At 61.4% G+C, this 18515-nt stretch carries 18 protein-coding genes and 2 tRNA genes; 16 read left to right on the top strand and 4 right to left on the bottom strand.

Annotation, left to right across the window (positions count from 1 at the left end; genetic code table 11):
* The first annotated feature begins 159 nt into the window (after positions 1-159).
* Together lon and ACQK2M_RS16460 are read left to right on the top strand one after the other, a co-directional pair.
* Positions 160-2589, top strand: coding sequence for an endopeptidase La (gene lon, locus ACQK2M_RS16465; protein WP_425418679.1), 2430 nt, complete (start codon positions 160-162; stop codon positions 2587-2589).
* Positions 2590-2773: 184 nt separating this feature from the next.
* Positions 2774-3049: an HU family DNA-binding protein gene (locus ACQK2M_RS16460; protein ID WP_223476756.1), complete on the top strand. Its 276-nt coding sequence runs from the start codon at positions 2774-2776 to the stop codon at positions 3047-3049.
* Between the two features lie 84 nt (positions 3050-3133).
* Here ACQK2M_RS16460 and ACQK2M_RS16455 read toward each other — a convergent pair whose 3' ends face one another.
* Both ACQK2M_RS16455 and ACQK2M_RS16450 read right to left on the bottom strand, forming a co-directional pair.
* The gene (locus ACQK2M_RS16455; protein WP_425418678.1) at positions 3134-4033 is read right to left on the bottom strand and encodes a D-alanyl-D-alanine carboxypeptidase family protein; all 900 of its coding nucleotides are present in this window, start codon (positions 4031-4033) and stop codon (positions 3134-3136) included.
* Positions 4034-4609: 576 nt separating this feature from the next.
* Positions 4610-4828: a hypothetical protein gene (locus tag ACQK2M_RS16450; protein ID WP_425418677.1), complete on the bottom strand. Its 219-nt coding sequence runs from the start codon at positions 4826-4828 to the stop codon at positions 4610-4612.
* Positions 4829-4923: 95 nt separating this feature from the next.
* On the opposite strand from ACQK2M_RS16450, the gene ACQK2M_RS16445 reads away from it, so the two are divergent.
* Entirely contained in the window at positions 4924-6207 is a 1284-nt protein-coding gene (locus ACQK2M_RS16445) for a hypothetical protein (protein ID WP_425418676.1), read from the top strand.
* On the opposite strand, the gene ACQK2M_RS16440 is transcribed toward ACQK2M_RS16445, so the two are convergent.
* The gene (locus ACQK2M_RS16440; protein ID WP_425418675.1) at positions 6180-6509 is read right to left on the bottom strand and encodes a hypothetical protein; all 330 of its coding nucleotides are present in this window, start codon (positions 6507-6509) and stop codon (positions 6180-6182) included. The genes ACQK2M_RS16445 and ACQK2M_RS16440 overlap by 28 nt on opposite strands.
* A gap of 91 nt (positions 6510-6600) precedes the next feature.
* Positions 6601-6676, bottom strand: a tRNA-Val gene (locus ACQK2M_RS16435).
* Positions 6677-6858: 182 nt separating this feature from the next.
* Between ACQK2M_RS16435 and ACQK2M_RS16430 the strand changes: the two genes are divergently transcribed.
* The 13 genes from ACQK2M_RS16430 to ACQK2M_RS16370 all read left to right on the top strand — a co-directional run bounded on the left by ACQK2M_RS16430 (position 6859) and on the right by ACQK2M_RS16370 (position 18514).
* A tRNA-Asp gene (locus ACQK2M_RS16430) sits at positions 6859-6935 on the top strand.
* Positions 6936-7294: 359 nt separating this feature from the next.
* Positions 7295-7660, top strand: a complete 366-nt coding sequence (locus ACQK2M_RS16425) for an NADH-quinone oxidoreductase subunit A (protein WP_223478553.1) — start codon at positions 7295-7297, stop codon at positions 7658-7660.
* Positions 7651-8226, top strand: coding sequence for a NuoB/complex I 20 kDa subunit family protein (locus ACQK2M_RS16420; protein ID WP_223478554.1), 576 nt, complete (start codon positions 7651-7653; stop codon positions 8224-8226). Before ACQK2M_RS16425 ends, ACQK2M_RS16420 begins: the two co-directional genes overlap by 10 nt.
* Positions 8227-8252: 26 nt before the next feature.
* On the top strand, positions 8253-8861 hold the full coding sequence (locus tag ACQK2M_RS16415; protein ID WP_425418674.1) for an NADH-quinone oxidoreductase subunit C: 609 nt from the start codon (positions 8253-8255) through the stop codon (positions 8859-8861).
* Complete coding sequence (locus tag ACQK2M_RS16410; RefSeq protein WP_223478556.1) at positions 8858-10048, top strand: NADH-quinone oxidoreductase subunit D; 1191 nt, start codon at positions 8858-8860, stop codon at positions 10046-10048. Before ACQK2M_RS16415 ends, ACQK2M_RS16410 begins: the two co-directional genes overlap by 4 nt.
* Positions 10048-11289, top strand: coding sequence for an NADH-quinone oxidoreductase subunit E (locus tag ACQK2M_RS16405; protein ID WP_425418673.1), 1242 nt, complete (start codon positions 10048-10050; stop codon positions 11287-11289). Before ACQK2M_RS16410 ends, ACQK2M_RS16405 begins: the two co-directional genes overlap by 1 nt.
* A gap of 12 nt (positions 11290-11301) precedes the next feature.
* Positions 11302-12606 (top strand): NADH-quinone oxidoreductase subunit NuoF, encoded by a 1305-nt coding sequence (gene nuoF / locus ACQK2M_RS16400; RefSeq protein WP_223478558.1) that lies wholly within the window; start codon positions 11302-11304, stop codon positions 12604-12606.
* A 94-nt stretch (positions 12607-12700) separates the two neighbouring features.
* Entirely contained in the window at positions 12701-13630 is a 930-nt protein-coding gene (locus tag ACQK2M_RS16395; RefSeq protein WP_425418671.1) for a hypothetical protein, read from the top strand.
* A complete protein-coding gene (locus ACQK2M_RS16390; protein WP_425418670.1) occupies positions 13584-14102 on the top strand; it encodes a DUF3291 domain-containing protein in 519 nt (172 codons plus the stop codon). Before ACQK2M_RS16395 ends, ACQK2M_RS16390 begins: the two co-directional genes overlap by 47 nt.
* A gap of 25 nt (positions 14103-14127) precedes the next feature.
* Entirely contained in the window at positions 14128-16215 is a 2088-nt protein-coding gene (nuoG, locus tag ACQK2M_RS16385) for an NADH-quinone oxidoreductase subunit NuoG (protein ID WP_425418669.1), read from the top strand.
* Between the two features lie 33 nt (positions 16216-16248).
* Positions 16249-17283, top strand: coding sequence for an NADH-quinone oxidoreductase subunit NuoH (gene nuoH, locus ACQK2M_RS16380; RefSeq protein ID WP_425418668.1), 1035 nt, complete (start codon positions 16249-16251; stop codon positions 17281-17283).
* Positions 17284-17302: 19 nt separating this feature from the next.
* The gene (gene nuoI / locus ACQK2M_RS16375; RefSeq protein WP_425418667.1) at positions 17303-17794 is read left to right on the top strand and encodes an NADH-quinone oxidoreductase subunit NuoI; all 492 of its coding nucleotides are present in this window, start codon (positions 17303-17305) and stop codon (positions 17792-17794) included.
* 96 nt (positions 17795-17890) lie between these two features.
* Positions 17891-18514, top strand: a complete 624-nt coding sequence (locus ACQK2M_RS16370) for an NADH-quinone oxidoreductase subunit J (protein WP_223478564.1) — start codon at positions 17891-17893, stop codon at positions 18512-18514.
* The last annotated feature ends 1 nt before the right edge of the window (position 18515 follow it).

Below are 18515 nucleotides of genomic sequence, written 5' to 3'. Positions count from 1 at the left end.
CATCCGCCTTTGGCGCGAGACTTGGGTATGATTCCACCTGTTCAAGCCCGTTGAAAACGACAGGACGCAGGACCAATTACAAGGAGTGTTCCGCGACCGGGGCCAATGGGCACGGGACCGGAATGTCCGAAAGCCGACAAGGCATGAAAGGAACAGTAAATGGCTGAAGCCGAAACGAAAACGGCGACGGGTGGTCAAGACGGGCTCTATGCCGTCCTGCCGCTGCGTGACATTGTTGTTTTCCCGCACATGATCGTGCCGCTCTTCGTCGGACGCGAGAAATCGATCCGCGCGCTCGAAGATGTCATGGAGAACGATCGCCAGATCCTGCTGGCGACGCAGAAGGATGCCGGGGACGACGACCCGACGCCGGATGCGATCTACGCCCACGGCACCGTCGCCAACGTCCTGCAGCTCCTCAAGCTTCCCGACAACACGGTGAAGGTGCTGGTCGAGGGCGTGTCGCGCATGGAAATCAGCGGCTTCTCCGACCGCACCTCCTACCTGGAGGCGGAAGCGACCGCGCTTGACGAACCCGAGGAAGACGAGGTCGAACTGTCCGCCCTGTCGCGGTCCGTCGTCTCGGAATTCGAGAGCTACGTGAAGCTCAACAAGAAGATTTCGCCCGACATCGTGACGGCGGTGACCCAGATCGAGGAGCCCTCCAAGCTCGCCGATACGGTTGCCTCGCACCTGTCGATCAAGATCGGCGAGAAGCAGGACATCTTGGAGACCGTGAGCGTCAAGTCGCGCCTGGAAAAGGCGCTCGGCCACATGGAATCCGAAATCTCCGTCCTGCAGGTGGAAAAGCGCATCCGCAGCCGCGTCAAGCGGCAGATGGAGAAGACCCAGCGCGAGTACTATCTCAACGAGCAGATGAAGGCGATTCAGAAGGAACTGGGCGACGGCGAGGACGGCAACGGCGAACTCGCCGAGCTGGAAGATCGCATCACCAAGACCAAGTTCTCCAAGGAAGCGCGCGAGAAGGTCGACGCCGAGTTCAAGAAGCTCAAGCAGATGAGCCCGATGTCGGCCGAAGCCACCGTCGTGCGCAACTATCTGGACTGGATGCTGTCGATCCCGTGGCGCAAGAAGTCGAAGGTCAGATACGACCTCGACGTCGCGCAGGACGTGCTCGACACGGATCACTATGGCCTGGAGAAGGTCAAGGACCGCATCGTCGAGTATCTCGCCGTGCAGAAGCGCCAGAACAAGCTGAAGGGACCGATCCTGTGCCTCGTCGGCCCGCCCGGCGTCGGCAAGACCTCGCTTGGCAAGTCGATCGCCAGGGCGACCGGCCGCGAATTCGTCCGCATGGCACTCGGTGGCGTGCGTGACGAGGCCGAAATCCGCGGTCACCGCCGCACCTATATCGGCTCGATGCCCGGCAAGGTCATCCAGTCGATGAAGAAGGCGAAGAAATCCAACCCGCTCTTCCTTCTCGACGAGATCGACAAGATGGGCCAGGATTTCCGCGGCGACCCGTCATCGGCGCTGCTCGAGGTTCTCGACCCGGAGCAGAACTCGACCTTCATGGACCACTATCTGGAGGTGGAGTACGACCTGTCGAACGTGATGTTCATCACCACGGCGAACACGCTGAACATTCCGGCGCCGCTGATGGACCGCATGGAGATCATCCGCATCGCGGGCTACACCGAGGACGAGAAGGTCGAGATCGCACGCCGGCACCTGCTGCCCAAGGCGATCCGCGACCATGCTCTCCAGGAGGGCGAGTTCTCGATCACCGACGACGCGCTGCGCCAGGTCATCCGCACCTACACCCGCGAGGCGGGCGTGCGTAACCTCGAACGCGAGCTGATGACGCTCGCGCGAAAGGCCGTGACGGATATCCTGCGCACCGACAAGGAGGTCATCGAGGTCACGCCGGAGAACCTGGACGACTATCTGGGCGTTCCGCGCTACCGCTACGGCGAGATCGACGCGGACGACCAGGTTGGCGTCGTCACCGGACTGGCCTGGACCGAGGTCGGTGGCGAATTGCTGACGATCGAGGGCGTGATGATGCCCGGCAAGGGCAAGATGACCGTCACCGGCAACCTGCGTGACGTGATGAAGGAATCGATTTCGGCGGCGGCCTCCTATGTCCGCTCGCGCGCCATCGATTTCGGCATCGAGCCGCCGATCTTCGAAAGGAAGGACATCCACGTCCACGTGCCGGAAGGCGCGACGCCGAAGGACGGACCGTCGGCGGGTATCGCGATGGCCACGGCGATCGTGTCCGTGCTGACCGGCATTCCGGTTCGCAAGGACGTCGCCATGACCGGCGAGATCACGCTGCGCGGCCGCGTGCTGCCGATCGGCGGTCTGAAGGAAAAGATGCTCGCGGCGCTGCGCGGCGGCATCAAGACGGTGTTGATCCCGGAAGACAATGTGAAGGATCTCGCCGACATTCCGGAAAACGTGAAAAGCGAGCTCGAAATCATACCGGTCGGACGGATTGGGCAGGTTCTCGAACACGCCCTGACGGCCAAGCTGGAGCCGATCGAGTGGAACGAGGAGGTCGAATCGATGAAGGGCAAAGTCGCCCCGATCGACGATGACAACCTCTCAAACGTCGCTCACTGAGGCGTTTCACTCCCAAAAACTTGTAAACGCCGCAGAAATGCGGCGTTTTTTCTTTGATTTCCGGGCGTTTCCGGGCCATTCCCCTTCGGCCGGGCGGCGAATCCCTATATGGTCCGCCTGTTACCGGTCGGGCAGTTCCCGCAGACGGCACACCCGGCCGCATAGATCGAGAAGGATTGTGACAATGAATAAAAACGAGCTTGCCGCGACAGTTGCGGAAAAGACGGGTCTTGGGAAGGGCGACGCCGCTTCGGCCGTCGACGCGCTGTTCGAAACCATCACTGATACGCTGAAATCCGGCGGCGACGTCCGCATCCTGGGCTTCGGCAATTTTGGCGTGAACCAGCGCGCCGCGACGACCGGCCGTAACCCGCTCACGGGTGCACCGGTTGATATTCCGGCCAAACGCGTGGCGAAGTTCTCCGCCGGCAAGGGCCTGAAAGACGCGCTCAACGGCTGATCCGCCGAGCTCGCATTATTCGCCGCGGCCATCCGAAAGGGTGGCCGCGGTTTTTCTATGCCTGGATTTTCGCTTTGGGGCGCTTTAGCGGATCGAGCGGTTGAAGGTGGCGGTCAGCAATTGCGCCATGTGGGCGTCGCGTGCCGAACCGGACTTTCCACCCATGACGACGGCGACGATGGACCGGCCGTTGCGGCGCACCGACGCCGCGAGATTGTAGCCGGACGCCCTGATATAGCCGGTCTTGATGCCGTCGGCCCCGGAGACCATGCCGAGGATCTTGTTGTGGCCGCGGATCGTCTTGCCGCGGTACTCGAAGCTGACCAGCTTGAAATAGGAATAGTATTGCCGGAAGTCTCGCCGCAGCGCGAGGCTGAGCTTCGACATGTCGCGTGCTGTCGTGCGCATGGCCGGGTCGGGCAGGCCGGAGGCGTTGGTGAACACGGTGCGTCCCATCCCGAGCGTGCGCGCCCGCGCGGTCATCCGGCGCGCGAATTGCGCCTCGCTGCCGGCGAGGTGCTCGGCGACCGCCGTCGCGACGTCGTTGGCGGACTTGACCACCAGCGCGCGGATGGCGGTATCGACATCGATGGTCGTGCCTTCCTTCAGATAGAGCTTCGACGCCGGCTGGCGCGCCGCATTGGCGGAAACGGGTATCTGGGAGTTCAGCGACAGCCGGCGGCTCTGCAGGGCCTCGAACAGGAGGTAGAGCGTCATCATCTTTGCTAGAGACGCCGGGTAGCGGATCTGGTCGGCTGCTTCCGAGTAGAGAACCTTGCCGGACCGGGCGTCGACGACGATGGCGGCGTATTTCGAAGGCTCTGCCTGCGGCTGCGCAATCTCCAGCGCGTCCGTCGTGGAACAGGCCGACAGGACGGAGACGGCGAGAATCAGCGATAAAAGGGAAACAAGAAGGCGGCGGAGGCGAGGAAGCGGGGACAGGACGGGCTCCATCGGCGATGTCGGTTTGTTACGAAGCGTCACGAGTCATTATCATGCTCGCCGAACGTGTCCAGAGAACAGATTGTGGAGAAGTCGGTTCAGTATCGCATGTGACATGGTTGCGTCATATGCGATCGCGCACAGACCATGATGCCGAATCTTTCCCCAGAGCCTGGATAGTCATGATTGCGAGGGAAATGGTGGGCGGTGAGAGGCTCGAACTCCCGACATCTTCGGTGTAAACGAAACGCTCTACCAACTGAGCCTAGCGTGACTGCGTCACTTGACGGGCTTCGCCCTACCGCCCACATGGGCTAAAATACGCAGTGATAACAAGTGCTTGTCGTATCATAGTTGGTTCGCTGGCCGAAGGCAGCCGGAGGATCATCGCCCCGGACGACAGAGTAGATGGGCGTGCTTCTCGTCCCTCGTTAGAGCCAGAGTGGAGCCAAATTGGACCCGCTTATAGTCGGAACCGTCCCAAAGCAATGCGTTCTGCCGTCGTCAGCCACTTAGGGCGTACCGGGGTAGGCAGGGGGGTGCCGGTGCGGCCTCTAGGGGAAGAATTAAACCCTCAGAATCTCGCGTAAAAATGCTGGTGCCCAAGACGAGGCTTACTTAGTCGACCTTTCTCTCGCGGTAAAACCACACCGAGTTCGCATCCGGGCGGTTTTCAATCTTCAAACCATAAGCCTGAGCAACCTTGTATGCAGCGCCCTTCGCCTTGTCATCATCAACACCCGGCGGGAATAGATCGGCAAATATCGTACAGGGAACCCCCGCGCCACTTCCGGGTTCGATAGTGTTGAGTAAGTCCTTAAATTCTTGCAGTGTCATCTGTTCTCCTAATACCGATTATGCGCATATGAATCTCTATTTGAATGGTAAGTGCATGTTTGTTTGATTTGATTTCTATCTAGGTGAGAAGCGCCATGATCTATAGCACGTATATTGCACCGAGCGAGCAGCCATGTAGCTCATTAGATATCAAGCGCGCCCTGCTTACGTATGACCGCGTAGCGCTTGCCGATCCTAATGATCGTGATCTGTTTCCGCCTCAAGCTTTCCTGGTCGCTATGGGAATGCCGCCGATAATGGGTTTTCCGTTCGGCGCAGTTCGGCCAATTGCCAAAGTTGAAGGATACGACAATCAATTTGATCAACTGATGGATGAGGTCGACATAGCGCGGAGGGAGGGGCTTATTGATGTCGTTTCCAGCTACGATCAATCTGCCGAAAAAAATATTACAATCGGTGCAGTCCAGATGGGTGGCTATCCGCTCGACCCGCGGTTTTTGCTCTGGGCATACAGGTCGATAGGAAGAGACAACGATGCGCTTGCCTCTGCTATCGCGCACGATGATTTTCTTGCTTCGGCTGATGATGAAACGATCTCCACTCTTGGTAGCCTTAAGGGGCAGGCTGATGGAGGAATCAATGATGATCCGGCGCTGCCTCTATTGGAAGACGCGCTAAAGCGGGAGCATCTGAGAGAAGGATATTCCATCATTGCGCGTGCGAGAATTGCGACTGTAATGAAATCGATCGGCTTCTGCGCGGCCAAGCAGATGATTCCGTATTTCAGTGGTCCGTCCTACAACGCCATATCAGGGTGTATCGCCGAGCGCGCTGTACGCGCAATTGATACGATCAGCGAAGATGAGGACGCTCTATCACTGCGATCTCAGGTGCTCAGAATTGCGCACGATGAATACATAAACGAAGCCGTGCTGGCTGAAATGAGCATTGACGATATCCTTAAGTTGCGCTCGAGGGCATGGGGGCGTCAGGCTGAAATGCGTGATGATTTATTGTCTTCCGCTGCCTATTTGGCACGGGAGCTGACCTCTGCCGACGAGTTTGAGAAAGCCGTACGAGAGAGAGTATCGCGGTACCGAAAGACATTCTCGGACATTGAGACAGAGAGGACTAACATCGATTTCAGCGTCAGATGTGAAATTGCAAAAACCGGAGTGCTCGCGGCTGGTGAACTAACAACAATTGCCGGAGGGGCGCTTGGTCATGTGACACAACTGCAAAGCGCGATGGGCGCTGCCGGTTTGCTGTTGGCCGGCTGTCTTTGGGCTATCGATAAAGTTAAAGATTACAAACCACTAATAGCTCAGTTGAAGCGCGCAGAAGAAGAATTTAGCGATAACGCGGGCTTTGGGATGCACAACTTTTATGTTCAGATTGACAAAAATTCACGGTCATAATCTTCCAGAGTCTTCTTACATATGGGGTGCCGCAGGAAGGCGTTCATCATGATCGTCTCGACCTTGCCAACTTTGTCGCTGGGAAGGGCTTCATCCCGATAGCGACGGACGACATCAGCCAGTTTGATGTCCTTTAGCACCTTCCTGTCGGGGCCTAGTTCTGCCCTGTCGGCCTGTCGTTCCATCATCGTCGCCCACTCCTTTGCGTCGGATAGGCGGTGGAAGGATTTGGAGATAGAGGCGTGGCCTTTGCGGCGAATCCTGACCTGGTGTTTGCCTCTGTGTTTCTGAAATGTAGCCATAAGCATGTTCCTACTGGAGCCAGCAGTCGGATCAATGGTCTTATGGCTGATGTGGTCGTCCCAGAACTGTTGGTAACTCAGAGACTTGAAATGGTGGGCGGTGAGAGGCTCGAACTCCCGACATCTTCGGTGTAAACGAAGCGCTCTACCAACTGAGCTAACCGCCCGGAAACCGTGGCGGGTATCTAAGCGGGAATGCGCGCCGATGCAAGCGTTGGTTGGCGTTTCGCGCGCCGCAGATTCGGGGTGGTAAAAAAACCTGCACGAGGCGCTTGCGGTTCGCTTGACAGGGTATGGGGAACCGCTTAATTGACCGCTCACGCTTCGGGCCACGGCCCGGACGGAAAACGCGGGTGTAGCTCAGTTGGTTAGAGTGCCGGCCTGTCACGCCGGAGGTCGCGGGTTCGAGCCCCGTCACTCGCGCCATTTTCCACATTAGCTGGAAAATGGCGCAGCCCTCCCTGGGGGAGGTAAAAACGCAATCCTCACCTTTTCTCCACTGTTCGCAGCGCACTGCCGGAACCCCGTAGTGCTATTTCGTTTCGAATTTAATATGACAAAAAAAGTCAGGTAAATCCCGTGACTTGAGTTCCGGGCTCCGGAGCGGGCGAACGGTCGCAGGAGTGACTTTTCACGCTGATTTCGGCTTATGTTGCACTTGCGTAGAACGGCTCCAAGGTCTAACCCGTGGGCATCGCAAGAGCGGCGAGGGGCCTCTTACGACGGGTCTTCCCATTGAGCCATGGAGACCGTCCCGCCGCGCAATGAAATGGTGAAGCCAGACCATGGACGCAGTCATCGCATCCTATTTGCCGATCATCATCTTTCTCCTGGTGTGCGCCGGCATCGGCGCCGCCCTGATGATCGCTCCCTTCGTCGTCGCCTACAAGAATCCCGATCCCGAGAAGCTCTCGGCTTATGAGTGCGGATTCAATGCCTTCGACGATGCGCGCATGAAATTCGACGTACGGTTCTACCTCGTCGCGATTCTCTTCATCATCTTCGATCTCGAAGTGGCGTTCCTGTTCCCCTGGGCGGTTTCGTTCGGCGAACTGGGGATGTTCGGCTTCTGGTCGATGATGGTTTTCCTTGGCGTTTTGACCATCGGCTTTATCTACGAGTGGAAGAAGGGAGCGCTGGAATGGGATTGAGCGACAACACGCTCGTCGCGCCGCAGCCGAAAGGCGTGCTGGACCCCAAGACGGGCAAGCCCGTGGGCGCCGACGATCCGTTCTTCGGCGAGATGAACAACGAACTCGCCGACAAGGGTTTTCTCGTCACCTCGACGGACGAACTGATCAACTGGGCGCGCACCGGCTCGCTGATGTGGATGACGTTCGGCCTGGCCTGCTGCGCCGTCGAAATGATGCAGATGTCGATGCCGCGCTACGACTGCGAGCGCTTCGGCTTCGCGCCGCGCGGCTCTCCGCGCCAGTCCGACGTGATGATCGTCGCCGGCACGCTGACCAACAAGATGGCGCCCGCCTTGCGCAAGGTCTACGACCAGATGCCCGAGCCGCGTTATGTCATCTCGATGGGCTCCTGCGCCAATGGCGGCGGCTACTATCATTATTCCTATTCGGTGGTGCGCGGATGCGACCGGGTCGTTCCGGTGGACATCTACGTTCCCGGCTGCCCGCCGACCGCGGAGGCGCTGCTCTATGGCGTGCTCCTGCTGCAAAAGAAGATCCGCCGAACCGGCACGATCGAACGCTGATCGCCGCTAACGGAGCCGCATGAAACATGGCCACGACCGAAACGCTCAATGACCTTGCCGGTACGCTCGCGGATGCGCTGGAGGGGATCGACTACGAGACGAGCATCGCCTTTGGCGAACTGACGATCACGACCGGAATCGGCAGCCTGATCGAATTGCTGACGGCGCTACGCGACGATGTGCAGCTGAAATTCGTCTCGTTCATCGATGTCACCGCCGTCGACTATCCGGGCCGCGAACGCCGGTTCGACGTCGTCTATCACCTGATGTCGCCGACGCTGAACCAGCGGCTGCGCGTCAAGCTGGAGACCGACGAGGACACGGCCGTTCCCAGCGCCGTCGGCGTCTATCCCGGCGCGAACTGGTTCGAGCGGGAGACCTACGACATGTATGGCGTGCTGTTTTCCGGCCATCCGGACCTGCGTCGTCTGCTGACCGATTACGGTTTCGAAGGCCATCCGCTGCGCAAGGACTTCCCGCTGTCAGGCTTCGTGCAGGTGCGATACGACGACGAGCAGAAGCGCGTCGTCTACGAGCCGGTGAAGCTGCGCCAGGAATTCCGCGATTTCGATTTCCTCTCGCCATGGGAAGGCACGGACTATGTGCTGCCGGGCGATGAAAAGGCGAAACAATGACCGAGCATAACGTCCGCAATTTCACCATCAATTTCGGGCCGCAGCATCCGGCCGCACACGGCGTTCTGCGCCTTGTGCTGGAACTGGACGGCGAGGTCTGCGAGCGCGTCGATCCGCATATCGGCCTGCTGCATCGCGGCACCGAGAAGCTGATGGAGCACAAGACCTATCTGCAGGCCGTGCCTTATCTCGACCGGCTCGACTATGTCGCGCCGATGAACCAGGAGCACGCCTTCGCGCTGGCCGTCGAGCGGATGCTGGAGATCGAGGTGCCGAAGCGCGGCCAGGTGATCCGCGTCCTGTTCTCCGAGATCGGCCGCATTCTCTCGCACCTCCTCAACATCACGACTCAGGCACTCGATGTCGGCGCGCTGACGCCGCCGCTCTGGGGCTTCGAGGAACGCGAGAAGCTGATGGTGTTCTACGAGCGGGCCTGCGGCGCGCGCATGCACGCGGCCTATTTCCGGCCGGGCGGCGTCCACCAGGACATTCCGCAGAAGCTGGTTGAAGACATCGGCAACTGGATCGATCCGTTCCTCAAGGTCGTCGACGATCTCGACGGGCTGCTGACTGCCAACCGCATCTTCAAGCAGCGCAACGTCGATATCGGCGTCGTCAAGCTGGAAGACGCCTGGGCCTGGGGTTTCTCGGGCGTCATGGTGCGCGGCTCGGGCGCGAAATGGGACCTGCGCAAGGCGCAGCCCTACGAGTGCTACGACGAGATGGATTTCAAGATTCCCGTCGGCAAGAACGGCGACTGCTTCGACCGCTACCTGATCCGCATGGAAGAGATGCGCCAGGCCGCTCACATCATGCGCCAGTGCGTCGATCGCCTGCTCGGTTCAGAGGCGACCGGGCCTGTCTCGAATGTCGACGGCAAGATCGTTCCGCCGAAGCGCGGCGAGATGAAACGCTCCATGGAAGCGCTGATCCATCACTTCAAGCTTTACACCGAGGGCTATCACGTGCCGGCGGGCGAGGTTTATGCGGCCGTCGAGGCGCCCAAGGGCGAGTTCGGCGTCTACCTGGTCGCCGACGGCTCCAACAAGCCCTACAAGGTGAAGCTGCGCGCGCCCGGTTTCGCGCATCTTCAGGCAATGGATTTCCTTTGCCGCGGCCACATGCTGGCCGACGTCTCCGCCGTACTCGGCTCCCTCGATATCGTGTTTGGTGAGGTGGACCGCTAATGTCTGTTCGTCGTCTCGCAGAAGGAAACGTCCAGCCGGCGGATTTCGCGTTCAGCGCGGAGATGACCGCCGAGGTGGACAAGTGGGTCGCAAAGTACCCCGAAGGCCGTCAGCAATCGGCCGTGATTCCGCTGCTCATGCTCGCGCAGGAGCAGGAAGGCTGGGTCACGAAGGCTGCCATCGAGCATATCGCCGAAACGCTGGAAATGCCGCGTATTCGCGTCCTCGAGGTCGCGACCTTCTATACGCAGTTCATGCTGCAGCCCGTCGGCACCAAGGCGCATGTGCAGGTTTGCGGCACGACGCCGTGCATGCTGCGCGGCGCGGAAGACCTGAAGAAGGTCTGCCAGAACCGCATCCATCACGACCAGTTCGCGCTCAGCGACGGCGGCAAGCTGTCGTGGGAGGAAGTCGAGTGCCAGGGCGCATGCGTCAACGCGCCGATGGTGATGATTGGCAAGGACACCTACGAGGACCTGACGCCGGAGCGGCTCGAAGAGATTATCGACGCGTTCGAGGCGGGCAAGGGCGACACGATCACGCCCGGTCCGCAGATCGACCGCATCTATTCGGCGCCTGTCGGCGGTCCGGTCACGCTGCTCGACGATGAATCGAAGAAGGCGGCCTCGGCACCGCGCGGCAACGGCAACGGGCCGCAGGAGATGACCAAGGCGGCCAAGCCCGAGACCGCGGCTCCGGAAGGCGACGACACGCTCGCCGATCCCGACGAGGCGGAGGGGCCCGGCCGCACCAAGGCTTCCAAGGCCGAAGTCGATGCCAAGACCGAGGAGTCGGGGCCGACGATGAAGGTCGCGAGCACGGCGAGCGGCGTGAAACCGAAGAAGAAGCCTGTCGAGAAATCCGTGGGCAACGGCAATGCGACCATGAACGTCGCGTCGACGGCGTCCGGCCGGGTGAAACCGGGCGAAAAGCCGGCTGAGGCGGCTGGCGAGACGTCACTCGACGACAAGAACCGGCCGGCGGCGATCGACAAGCCCGCCAATCCCGACGACCTGAAGCTGATTTCCGGCGTCGGGCCGAAGATCGAGAATACGCTCAACTCGCTCGGCATCTACACCTTCGAACAGGTCGCGGGCTGGAAAAAGGCCGAGCGCGAATGGGTCGACGGTTATCTGAAGTTCAAGGGCCGAATCGACCGGGATGACTGGGTGAAGCAGGCTAAGGCGCTCTCCAAGGGCGTCGATGAATATGTCCGCGTTTTCGGCAAGAAGCCGCGGTAAGGGGAATGAACGATGCTCGCTGACAAGGATCGCATTTTCACCAATATCTACGGGCTGCGCGACAAGTCGCTCAAGGGCGCGATGGCGCGTGGGCACTGGGACGGCACCAAGGGCCTGATCGAGAAGGGCAAGGACTGGATCATCTCCGAGATGAAGGCATCCGGCCTGCGCGGGCGCGGCGGCGCCGGCTTCCCGACCGGTCTGAAGTGGTCCTTCATGCCGAAGGAAAGCGACGGCCGGCCGCATTATCTGGTCGTCAATGCCGACGAATCCGAGCCGGGGACCTGCAAGGACCGCGACATCATGCGCCACGATCCGCACACGCTGATCGAGGGCTGCGTGATCGCCAGTTTCGCGATGGGCGCGCATGTCGCCTATATCTATGTTCGCGGCGAGTATATCCGCGAGCGCGAGGCGCTGCAGCAAGCGATCGACGAATGCTACGACGCCGGTCTCCTGGGCAAGAACAACAAGTGCGGCTGGGACATGGACGTCTATGTCCATCACGGCGCCGGCGCCTATATCTGCGGCGAGGAAACCGCGCTGCTGGAAAGCCTCGAGGGCAAGAAGGGCCAGCCGCGCCTGAAGCCTCCTTTCCCTGCGAATGTCGGCCTCTATGGCTGCCCGACCACGGTCAATAACGTGGAATCCATCGCGGTCGCGCCGACGATCCTGCGGCGCGGCGGCGCGTGGTTTGCCGGTTTCGGCAAGGAAAACAACACCGGAACCAAGCTGTTCTGCGTCTCCGGCCACGTCAACAATCCGTGCACCTTCGAGGAAGCGATGTCGGTGCCGTTCCGCGAGCTGATCGATACCCATTGCGGCGGCATTCGCGGCGGCTGGGACAATCTGCTCGCCGTCATTCCGGGCGGCTCTTCGGTGCCGATGGTACCGGCCGAGGAAATCATCGACTGCCCGATGGACTTCGATTCGCTGCGCGGTCTGAAATCGGGTCTCGGCACGGCCGCCGTGATCGTCATGGACAAGTCGACCGATGTCGTGAAGGCGATCGCCCGGCTTGCCTATTTCTACAAGCACGAGAGCTGCGGCCAGTGCACGCCGTGCCGCGAAGGCACGGGCTGGATGTGGCGCGTCATGGAGCGCATGGTGACCGGCAACGCGCACAAGCGCGAGATCGATATGCTGCTCGACGTGACCAAGCAGGTCGAGGGCCACACGATCTGCGCGCTCGGCGACGCCGCCGCATGGCCCATCCAGGGGCTCGTCCGGCATTTCCGTCCGGAAATCGAGCGCCGGATCGACGAATTCTCGCATAATGCGCACCAGACGAAGCCGGTCCTGGAGGCCGCGGAGTAGAGACGACAACAAGCAAGGCGGAACCAGCCGCCGCAAAGAGGAAATGCCAGGGGTAGGGGAACCGAACAGACACATGATGCCCAAGGAGGGTTCGATGTCGAAGTCCACGCTACCGGAAGAAACGATGAAGACCGAAACGCCCATCGCCGCATTTGCCGGCGAGATGACGGAAATGCAGAAAGACGCCATCGAATGGATGGCGGGTGCGTCCGCGCCGCAATTGGCGGGCGTGGCGAACCTTGCCGCGCATCCCATGGGCGCGATGGCGGCGGCTTCGGCGATCGGCATGGGCCTGGCGGGCCAGATGTTCGGCATCTTCGCCGGATCGATGGCGGGCGCGATGCAGGCCGCGAACCTGCTGGCCAACGACACGTCCGGCGGCCGCAGCGAAATCTTCGGCATGGCCAATCCGTTGAACTTCGATCCCGCGAGCGGCAGTTTCGACGAGACGAAGGAGCCCGACACGGTCGCGGCGAAACCGGCTACGAAGAAGCCGGTCGAGGCCAAGAAGCCCGTAGCGGAAAAGAAACCCGCACCGAAAAAAGCCGCGCCGGCCAAACCCGCGCCGGCAAAGCCGGAGGCCGTGAAGGAAACGGTTAAGGCCGAGGCGCCTGCCGCGAAGCCCAAAACGGCCAAGGCCGCGGCTGCCAAGCCTGCACCCGCGAAATCCGCACCCGCCAAGCCGGTGGTGGCCGCGACGCCGGAGCCGGTTGCGCTCGCAAAGACCGAGCCGGTCGAGGAAACGCCGGTTGCCTCCGGTACGATCGCGCCGGTCATGCCCGAGGATTTCGTCAAGCCGAAAGCCATGGCGAAGCCGGACGTGCCGGACGATCTCAAGGCGATTTCCGGCGTCGGACCGAAGCTGGAAGGCGTGCTCAACAGCCTCGGCATCTGGACCTACGGCCAAATCGCGGCGCTGACGCCCTACGAAGTCGCCTGGGTGGACGATTACCTGCAGTTCAAGGGCCGGATCGAGCGTGACGGCTGGATCGCGCAGGCCGCAGACCTCGCGAAGAAGGGCTGACCGTATCGCCATGCACCTTGCCGAGATCAACATCGCAAAGCCGGCCTACGCCCTGGACGATCCGAGGATCGCCGGCTTCGTGAATCGTCTCGACCAGGTGAACGCGATCGCCGAGCGGTCGCCGGGGTTCGTCTGGCGCTTGCAGGACGAGGCCGGAAGCGCTCTCGCGATCCGGGCATTCGAAGACCCTACGCTGATCGTCAATATGAGCGTTTGGGAGACACCGGAGCATCTGGAACACTTCGTCTGGAACACGGTGCATAAACAGGTTTATCGCCGCAAGGCGGAGTGGTTCGAGGCGATGAAGTCGCACCATTTCGCTATGTGGTGGGTCGAGGAAGGGCATGTCCCGACGCTTGAAGAGGCGCGGGCGAAGCTCGATCATCTCGATCTCCACGGCGATAGCGAGGAAGCATTTGGTTGGGCGCATCTGCCGCATGTCAAGCTTTGGCAGACGCAGCGTTGCGCTTGAAGGATCTAAGGTTGGAATTCGCATCATGGCAGTGATCAAGGTTGACGGCAAAGAGGTCGAGGTTCCGGACCACTACACGCTGTTGCAGGCGTGCGAGGAGGCCGGCGCCGAGGTGCCGCGTTTCTGTTTCCACGAACGTCTGTCGATTGCCGGCAATTGCCGCATGTGCCTGGTCGAGGTGAAGGGCGGGCCGCCCAAGCCGGCCGCGTCCTGCGCCATGGGCGTGCGCGATCTGCGCCCGGGACCGGAAGGCCAGCCGCCGGAAGTCTTCACCAACACGCCGATGGTCAAGAAGGCGCGCGAAGGGGTGATGGAGTTCCTGCTCATCAACCACCCGCTCGATTGCCCGATCTGCGACCAGGGCGGCGAGTGCGACCTGCAGGACCAGGCGATGGCCTTCGGTGTCGATGCGTCGCGCTATCAGGAGAACAAGCGCGCGGTCGAGGACAAATATATCGGCCCGCTGGTCAAGACGATCATGACGCGCTGCATCCACTGCACGCGCTGCGTCCGGTTCACCACCGAAGTCGCCGGCATTTCCGAACTCGGCCTGATCGGCCGCGGCGAGGATGCCGAGATCACCACCTATCTCGAACAGGCGATGACCTCCGAACTGCAGGGCAATGTGATCGACCTGTGCCCGGTCGGCGCGCTGACCTCGAAGCCGTATGAATTCCATGCCCGTCCTTGGGAACTGTCCAAGACCGAATCGATCGACGTGATGGACGCCGTCGGCTCGGCCATCCGCGTGGACACGCGCGGCCGCGAAGTGATGCGCATCATGCCGCGTGTCAACGAGGCGGTAAACGAGGAGTGGATCTCCGACAAGACACGCTTCATCTGGGACGGTCTGCGCACGCAGCGCCTCGACAAACCCTATGTGAGGGGCACGGACGGCAAGCTCAAGCCGGCCTCATGGGGCGAGGCTTTCGGCGCGATCAAGACCGCGCTCGACGGCAAGGCAGGTGGCGACATCGGCGCCATTGCCGGCGATCTCGCGGGCGTCGAGGAAATGTATGCGCTGAAGGAACTGCTCGGCGCGCTCGGCTCGACGAATATCGATTGCCGCCAGGACGGCGCTGCGCTCGATCCGTCGCTCGGCCGCGCATCCTATCTCTTCAATCCGACCATCGAGGGGATCGAAAACGCAGACGCGATCCTGATCGTCGGCGCCAATCCGCGCTTCGAGGCACCGGTGCTCAATGCGCGCATCCGCAAGGCATGGCGCGCATCCGACATGAAGATCGGCGTGATCGGCGAGATGGGCGACCTGCGCTACGATTACGAGATGCTGGGCGCTGGAACCGAGACGCTGGCCGACATCGCGGGCGGCTCGCATTCCTTCTTCAAGACCCTGCAGGACGCCGAACGTCCGATGGTGATCGTCGGCCAGGGCGCGCTTTCGGGCGAGGGCGGCGCCGCGGTGCTGAGCCTTGCCGCCAAGCTGGCCGAAGCGACGGGCGCACTGAGCGGCGACTGGAACGGTTTCGCGGTGCTGCATACGGCGGCGGCGCGTGTGGGCGGCCTCGATCTCGGCTTCGTGCCGGGCGAGGGCGGTCTCGACGCGGCCTCCATGGTGGCCGGTTCGGACGTGCTGTTCCTGCTTGGCGCGGACGAGATGGACCTGCGCCAGCGCAAGGACGGCGCGTTCACGGTCTATATCGGCACGCATGGCGATGTCGGCGCGCACCATGCCGACGTCATCCTGCCGGCCTCCGCCTACACCGAGAAATCGGCGACCTACGTCAACACCGAGGGCCGCGTGCAGGCGACGACCCGCGCCGGATTCGCACCGGGCGACGCCAAGGAGGACTGGGCGATTCTGAGGGCGCTCTCGGATGTGCTCGGCCACAAACTGCCCTTCGATTCGCTGGCGCAGTTGCGTGCCGGGCTATACGAGGCGTATCCGCATTTCGCCCGCATCGACACGATCGAGCCCGGCAATTCGGATGATATTGCTGCGCTTGCGAAAAAAGGCGGCGAAACCGGCAAGTCAGCATTTGCATCGCCGGTCAAAGACTTCTATTTGACCAACCCAATCGCGCGCGCATCCGCCGTCATGGCGGAATGTTCCAGCCTCGCGCGAAACGGCTTTGCGCAGGCCGCAGAGTGACCCGGGAAAGAAAGCAGGAAACGGACGGCATTCATGTTTGAAACCTACGTCATTCCCGGGCTGATCATTCTGCTGCAGACGCTTGCCCTGCTGATCTCGCTGCTGGTGTTCACGGCCTTCATTCTCTACGCCGACCGCAAGGTCTGGGCCGCCGTCCAGTCGCGGCGCGGCCCGAACGTCGTCGGCCCGTGGGGGCTGTTGCAGTCCTTTGCGGACCTCTTGAAGTTCGTCCTCAAGGAGCCGGTCGTTCCCGACAGCGCCAACAAGGGCATCTTCCTGCTCGCGCCGTTCGTTTCGGCGACGCTCGCACTGGCCGCCTGGGCCGTTATCCCGCTCAGCGAGGGATGGGCGATCGCCTCGGTCAATGTCGGCATTCTCTACGTCTTCGCGATCTCTTCGCTCGAGGTCTATGGCGTGATCATGGCCGGCTGGGCGTCGAACTCGAAATATCCGTTCCTCGGCGCGCTGCGTTCCGCCGCGCAGATGGTCTCCTACGAGGTGTCCATCGGCTTCGTGATCGTCACGGTGCTGCTCTGCGTCGGGTCGCTGAACCTTTCGGACATCGTGCTGGCGCAGCGCGACGGCATCGGCACCTATTTCGGCCTGCCGAACACCTTCCTCGACTGGCACTGGCTCGGCCTGCTGCCGATGTTCGTGATCTTCTTCATCTCGGCGCTGGCCGAGACGAACCGCCCGCCCTTCGACCTTGTCGAGGCAGAATCGGAACTCGTCGCCGGTCACATGATCGAGTACTCCTCGACCCTCTACATGATGTTCATGCTGGGCGAGTATATCGCGATCCTGCTGATGTGCGCGCTGACGACGGTCCTGTTCCTCGGCGGATGGCTGCCGCCCTTCGATTTCGCGCCGTTCACTTGGCTGCCGGGCGTCTTCTGGTTCGTGCTGAAACTGAGCCTCGTCTTCTTCATGTTCGCCATGGTGAAGGCATTCGTGCCGCGTTACCGCTACGACCAGCTCATGCGTCTCGGCTGGAAAGTGTTCCTGCCGATCTCGCTGTTCATGGTCGTCGCCACCGCGGCGTTTCTGAAACTGACAGGCTGGGCCTGAGACAGGGAGGCATGGGACGATGAGCACACTCGCACAAGCCGCCAAGTCGCTTCTTCTGCTTGAATTCATAAGCGCGTTCTTCTTGTCGATGCGCCGCTTCTTCGAGCCGAAATTCACGCTGAACTATCCGCACGAGAAGGGGCCGGTGAGCCCGCGCTTTCGTGGCGAACACGCGCTGCGCCGTTATCCGAATGGTGAGGAACGCTGCATCGCCTGCAAGCTGTGCGAGGCGATCTGCCCTGCGCAGGCCATCACCATCGAGGCCGGACCGCGCCGCAACGACGGCACCCGCCGCACGGTGCGCTACGACATCGACATGGTGAAGTGCATCTATTGCGGCTTCTGCCAGGAAGCCTGCCCGGTCGACGCCATTGTCGAGGGGCCGAATTTCGAGTTCGCCACGGAGAGCCGTGAAGAACTCTACTACGACAAGGACAAACTTCTGGCGAACGGCGACCGGTGGGAACGCGAAATCGCGCGCAACATCTCGATGGACGCGTCGTACCGCTAGGACTGGAAACTTCATAACGCCGCTTCGACGAGGCGGCGGCATGCCGGAACGGACGCAACGACGTCCGGGATGGAAAGGGAGATCGGGGAAGCGATCATGATTACTGGATTAGGGGCGGCGTTTTTCTACCTGTTCGCCTTCATAGCCATCGCGAGCGCCTTCATGGTGATTGCCGCGCGCAATCCCGTGCACTCGGTGCTGTATCTGATCCTGACCTTCTTCAACGCGGCGGCGCTGTTCCTGCTGACCGGCGCTGAATTCCTGTCGATGATCCTGCTGGTGGTCTATGTCGGCGCGGTCGCGGTGCTGTTCCTGTTCGTCGTGATGATGCTCGACGTCGACTTCGCCTCGATGAAGCGCGGCGCTCTCGAATATGCGCCGATCGGCGCCATCGTGGGCGTTATCCTCGCCGCCGAACTGGTGCTCGTGCTGGCGGGCTCGGCCTTCGACCTCGGCCAGCCGGCGACGACCGCACTGCCGACGCCGGACCCGGCGGTCCGCCACAACACGGCGGCGCTCGGCGACATTCTCTATACCGACTACATCTTCTTCTTCCAGATCGCCGGCCTCGTCCTGCTGGTGGCGATGATCGGCGCGATCGTGCTGACGCTGCGCCCGTCGCGGCCGCATGTGAAGCGCCAGAGCATCGTCGCGCAGGTCGGCCGCAAGCCATCCGAGGCGATCGAGGTGGTCGATGTCGAGACAGGCAAGGGGCTCTGAT

This window comes from Oricola indica (assembly GCF_965227485.1).
GTDB classification, from domain to species: Bacteria; Pseudomonadota; Alphaproteobacteria; order Rhizobiales; family Rhizobiaceae; genus Oricola; species Oricola indica.
This window is presented reverse-complemented; position numbering and strand designations above follow the sequence as displayed.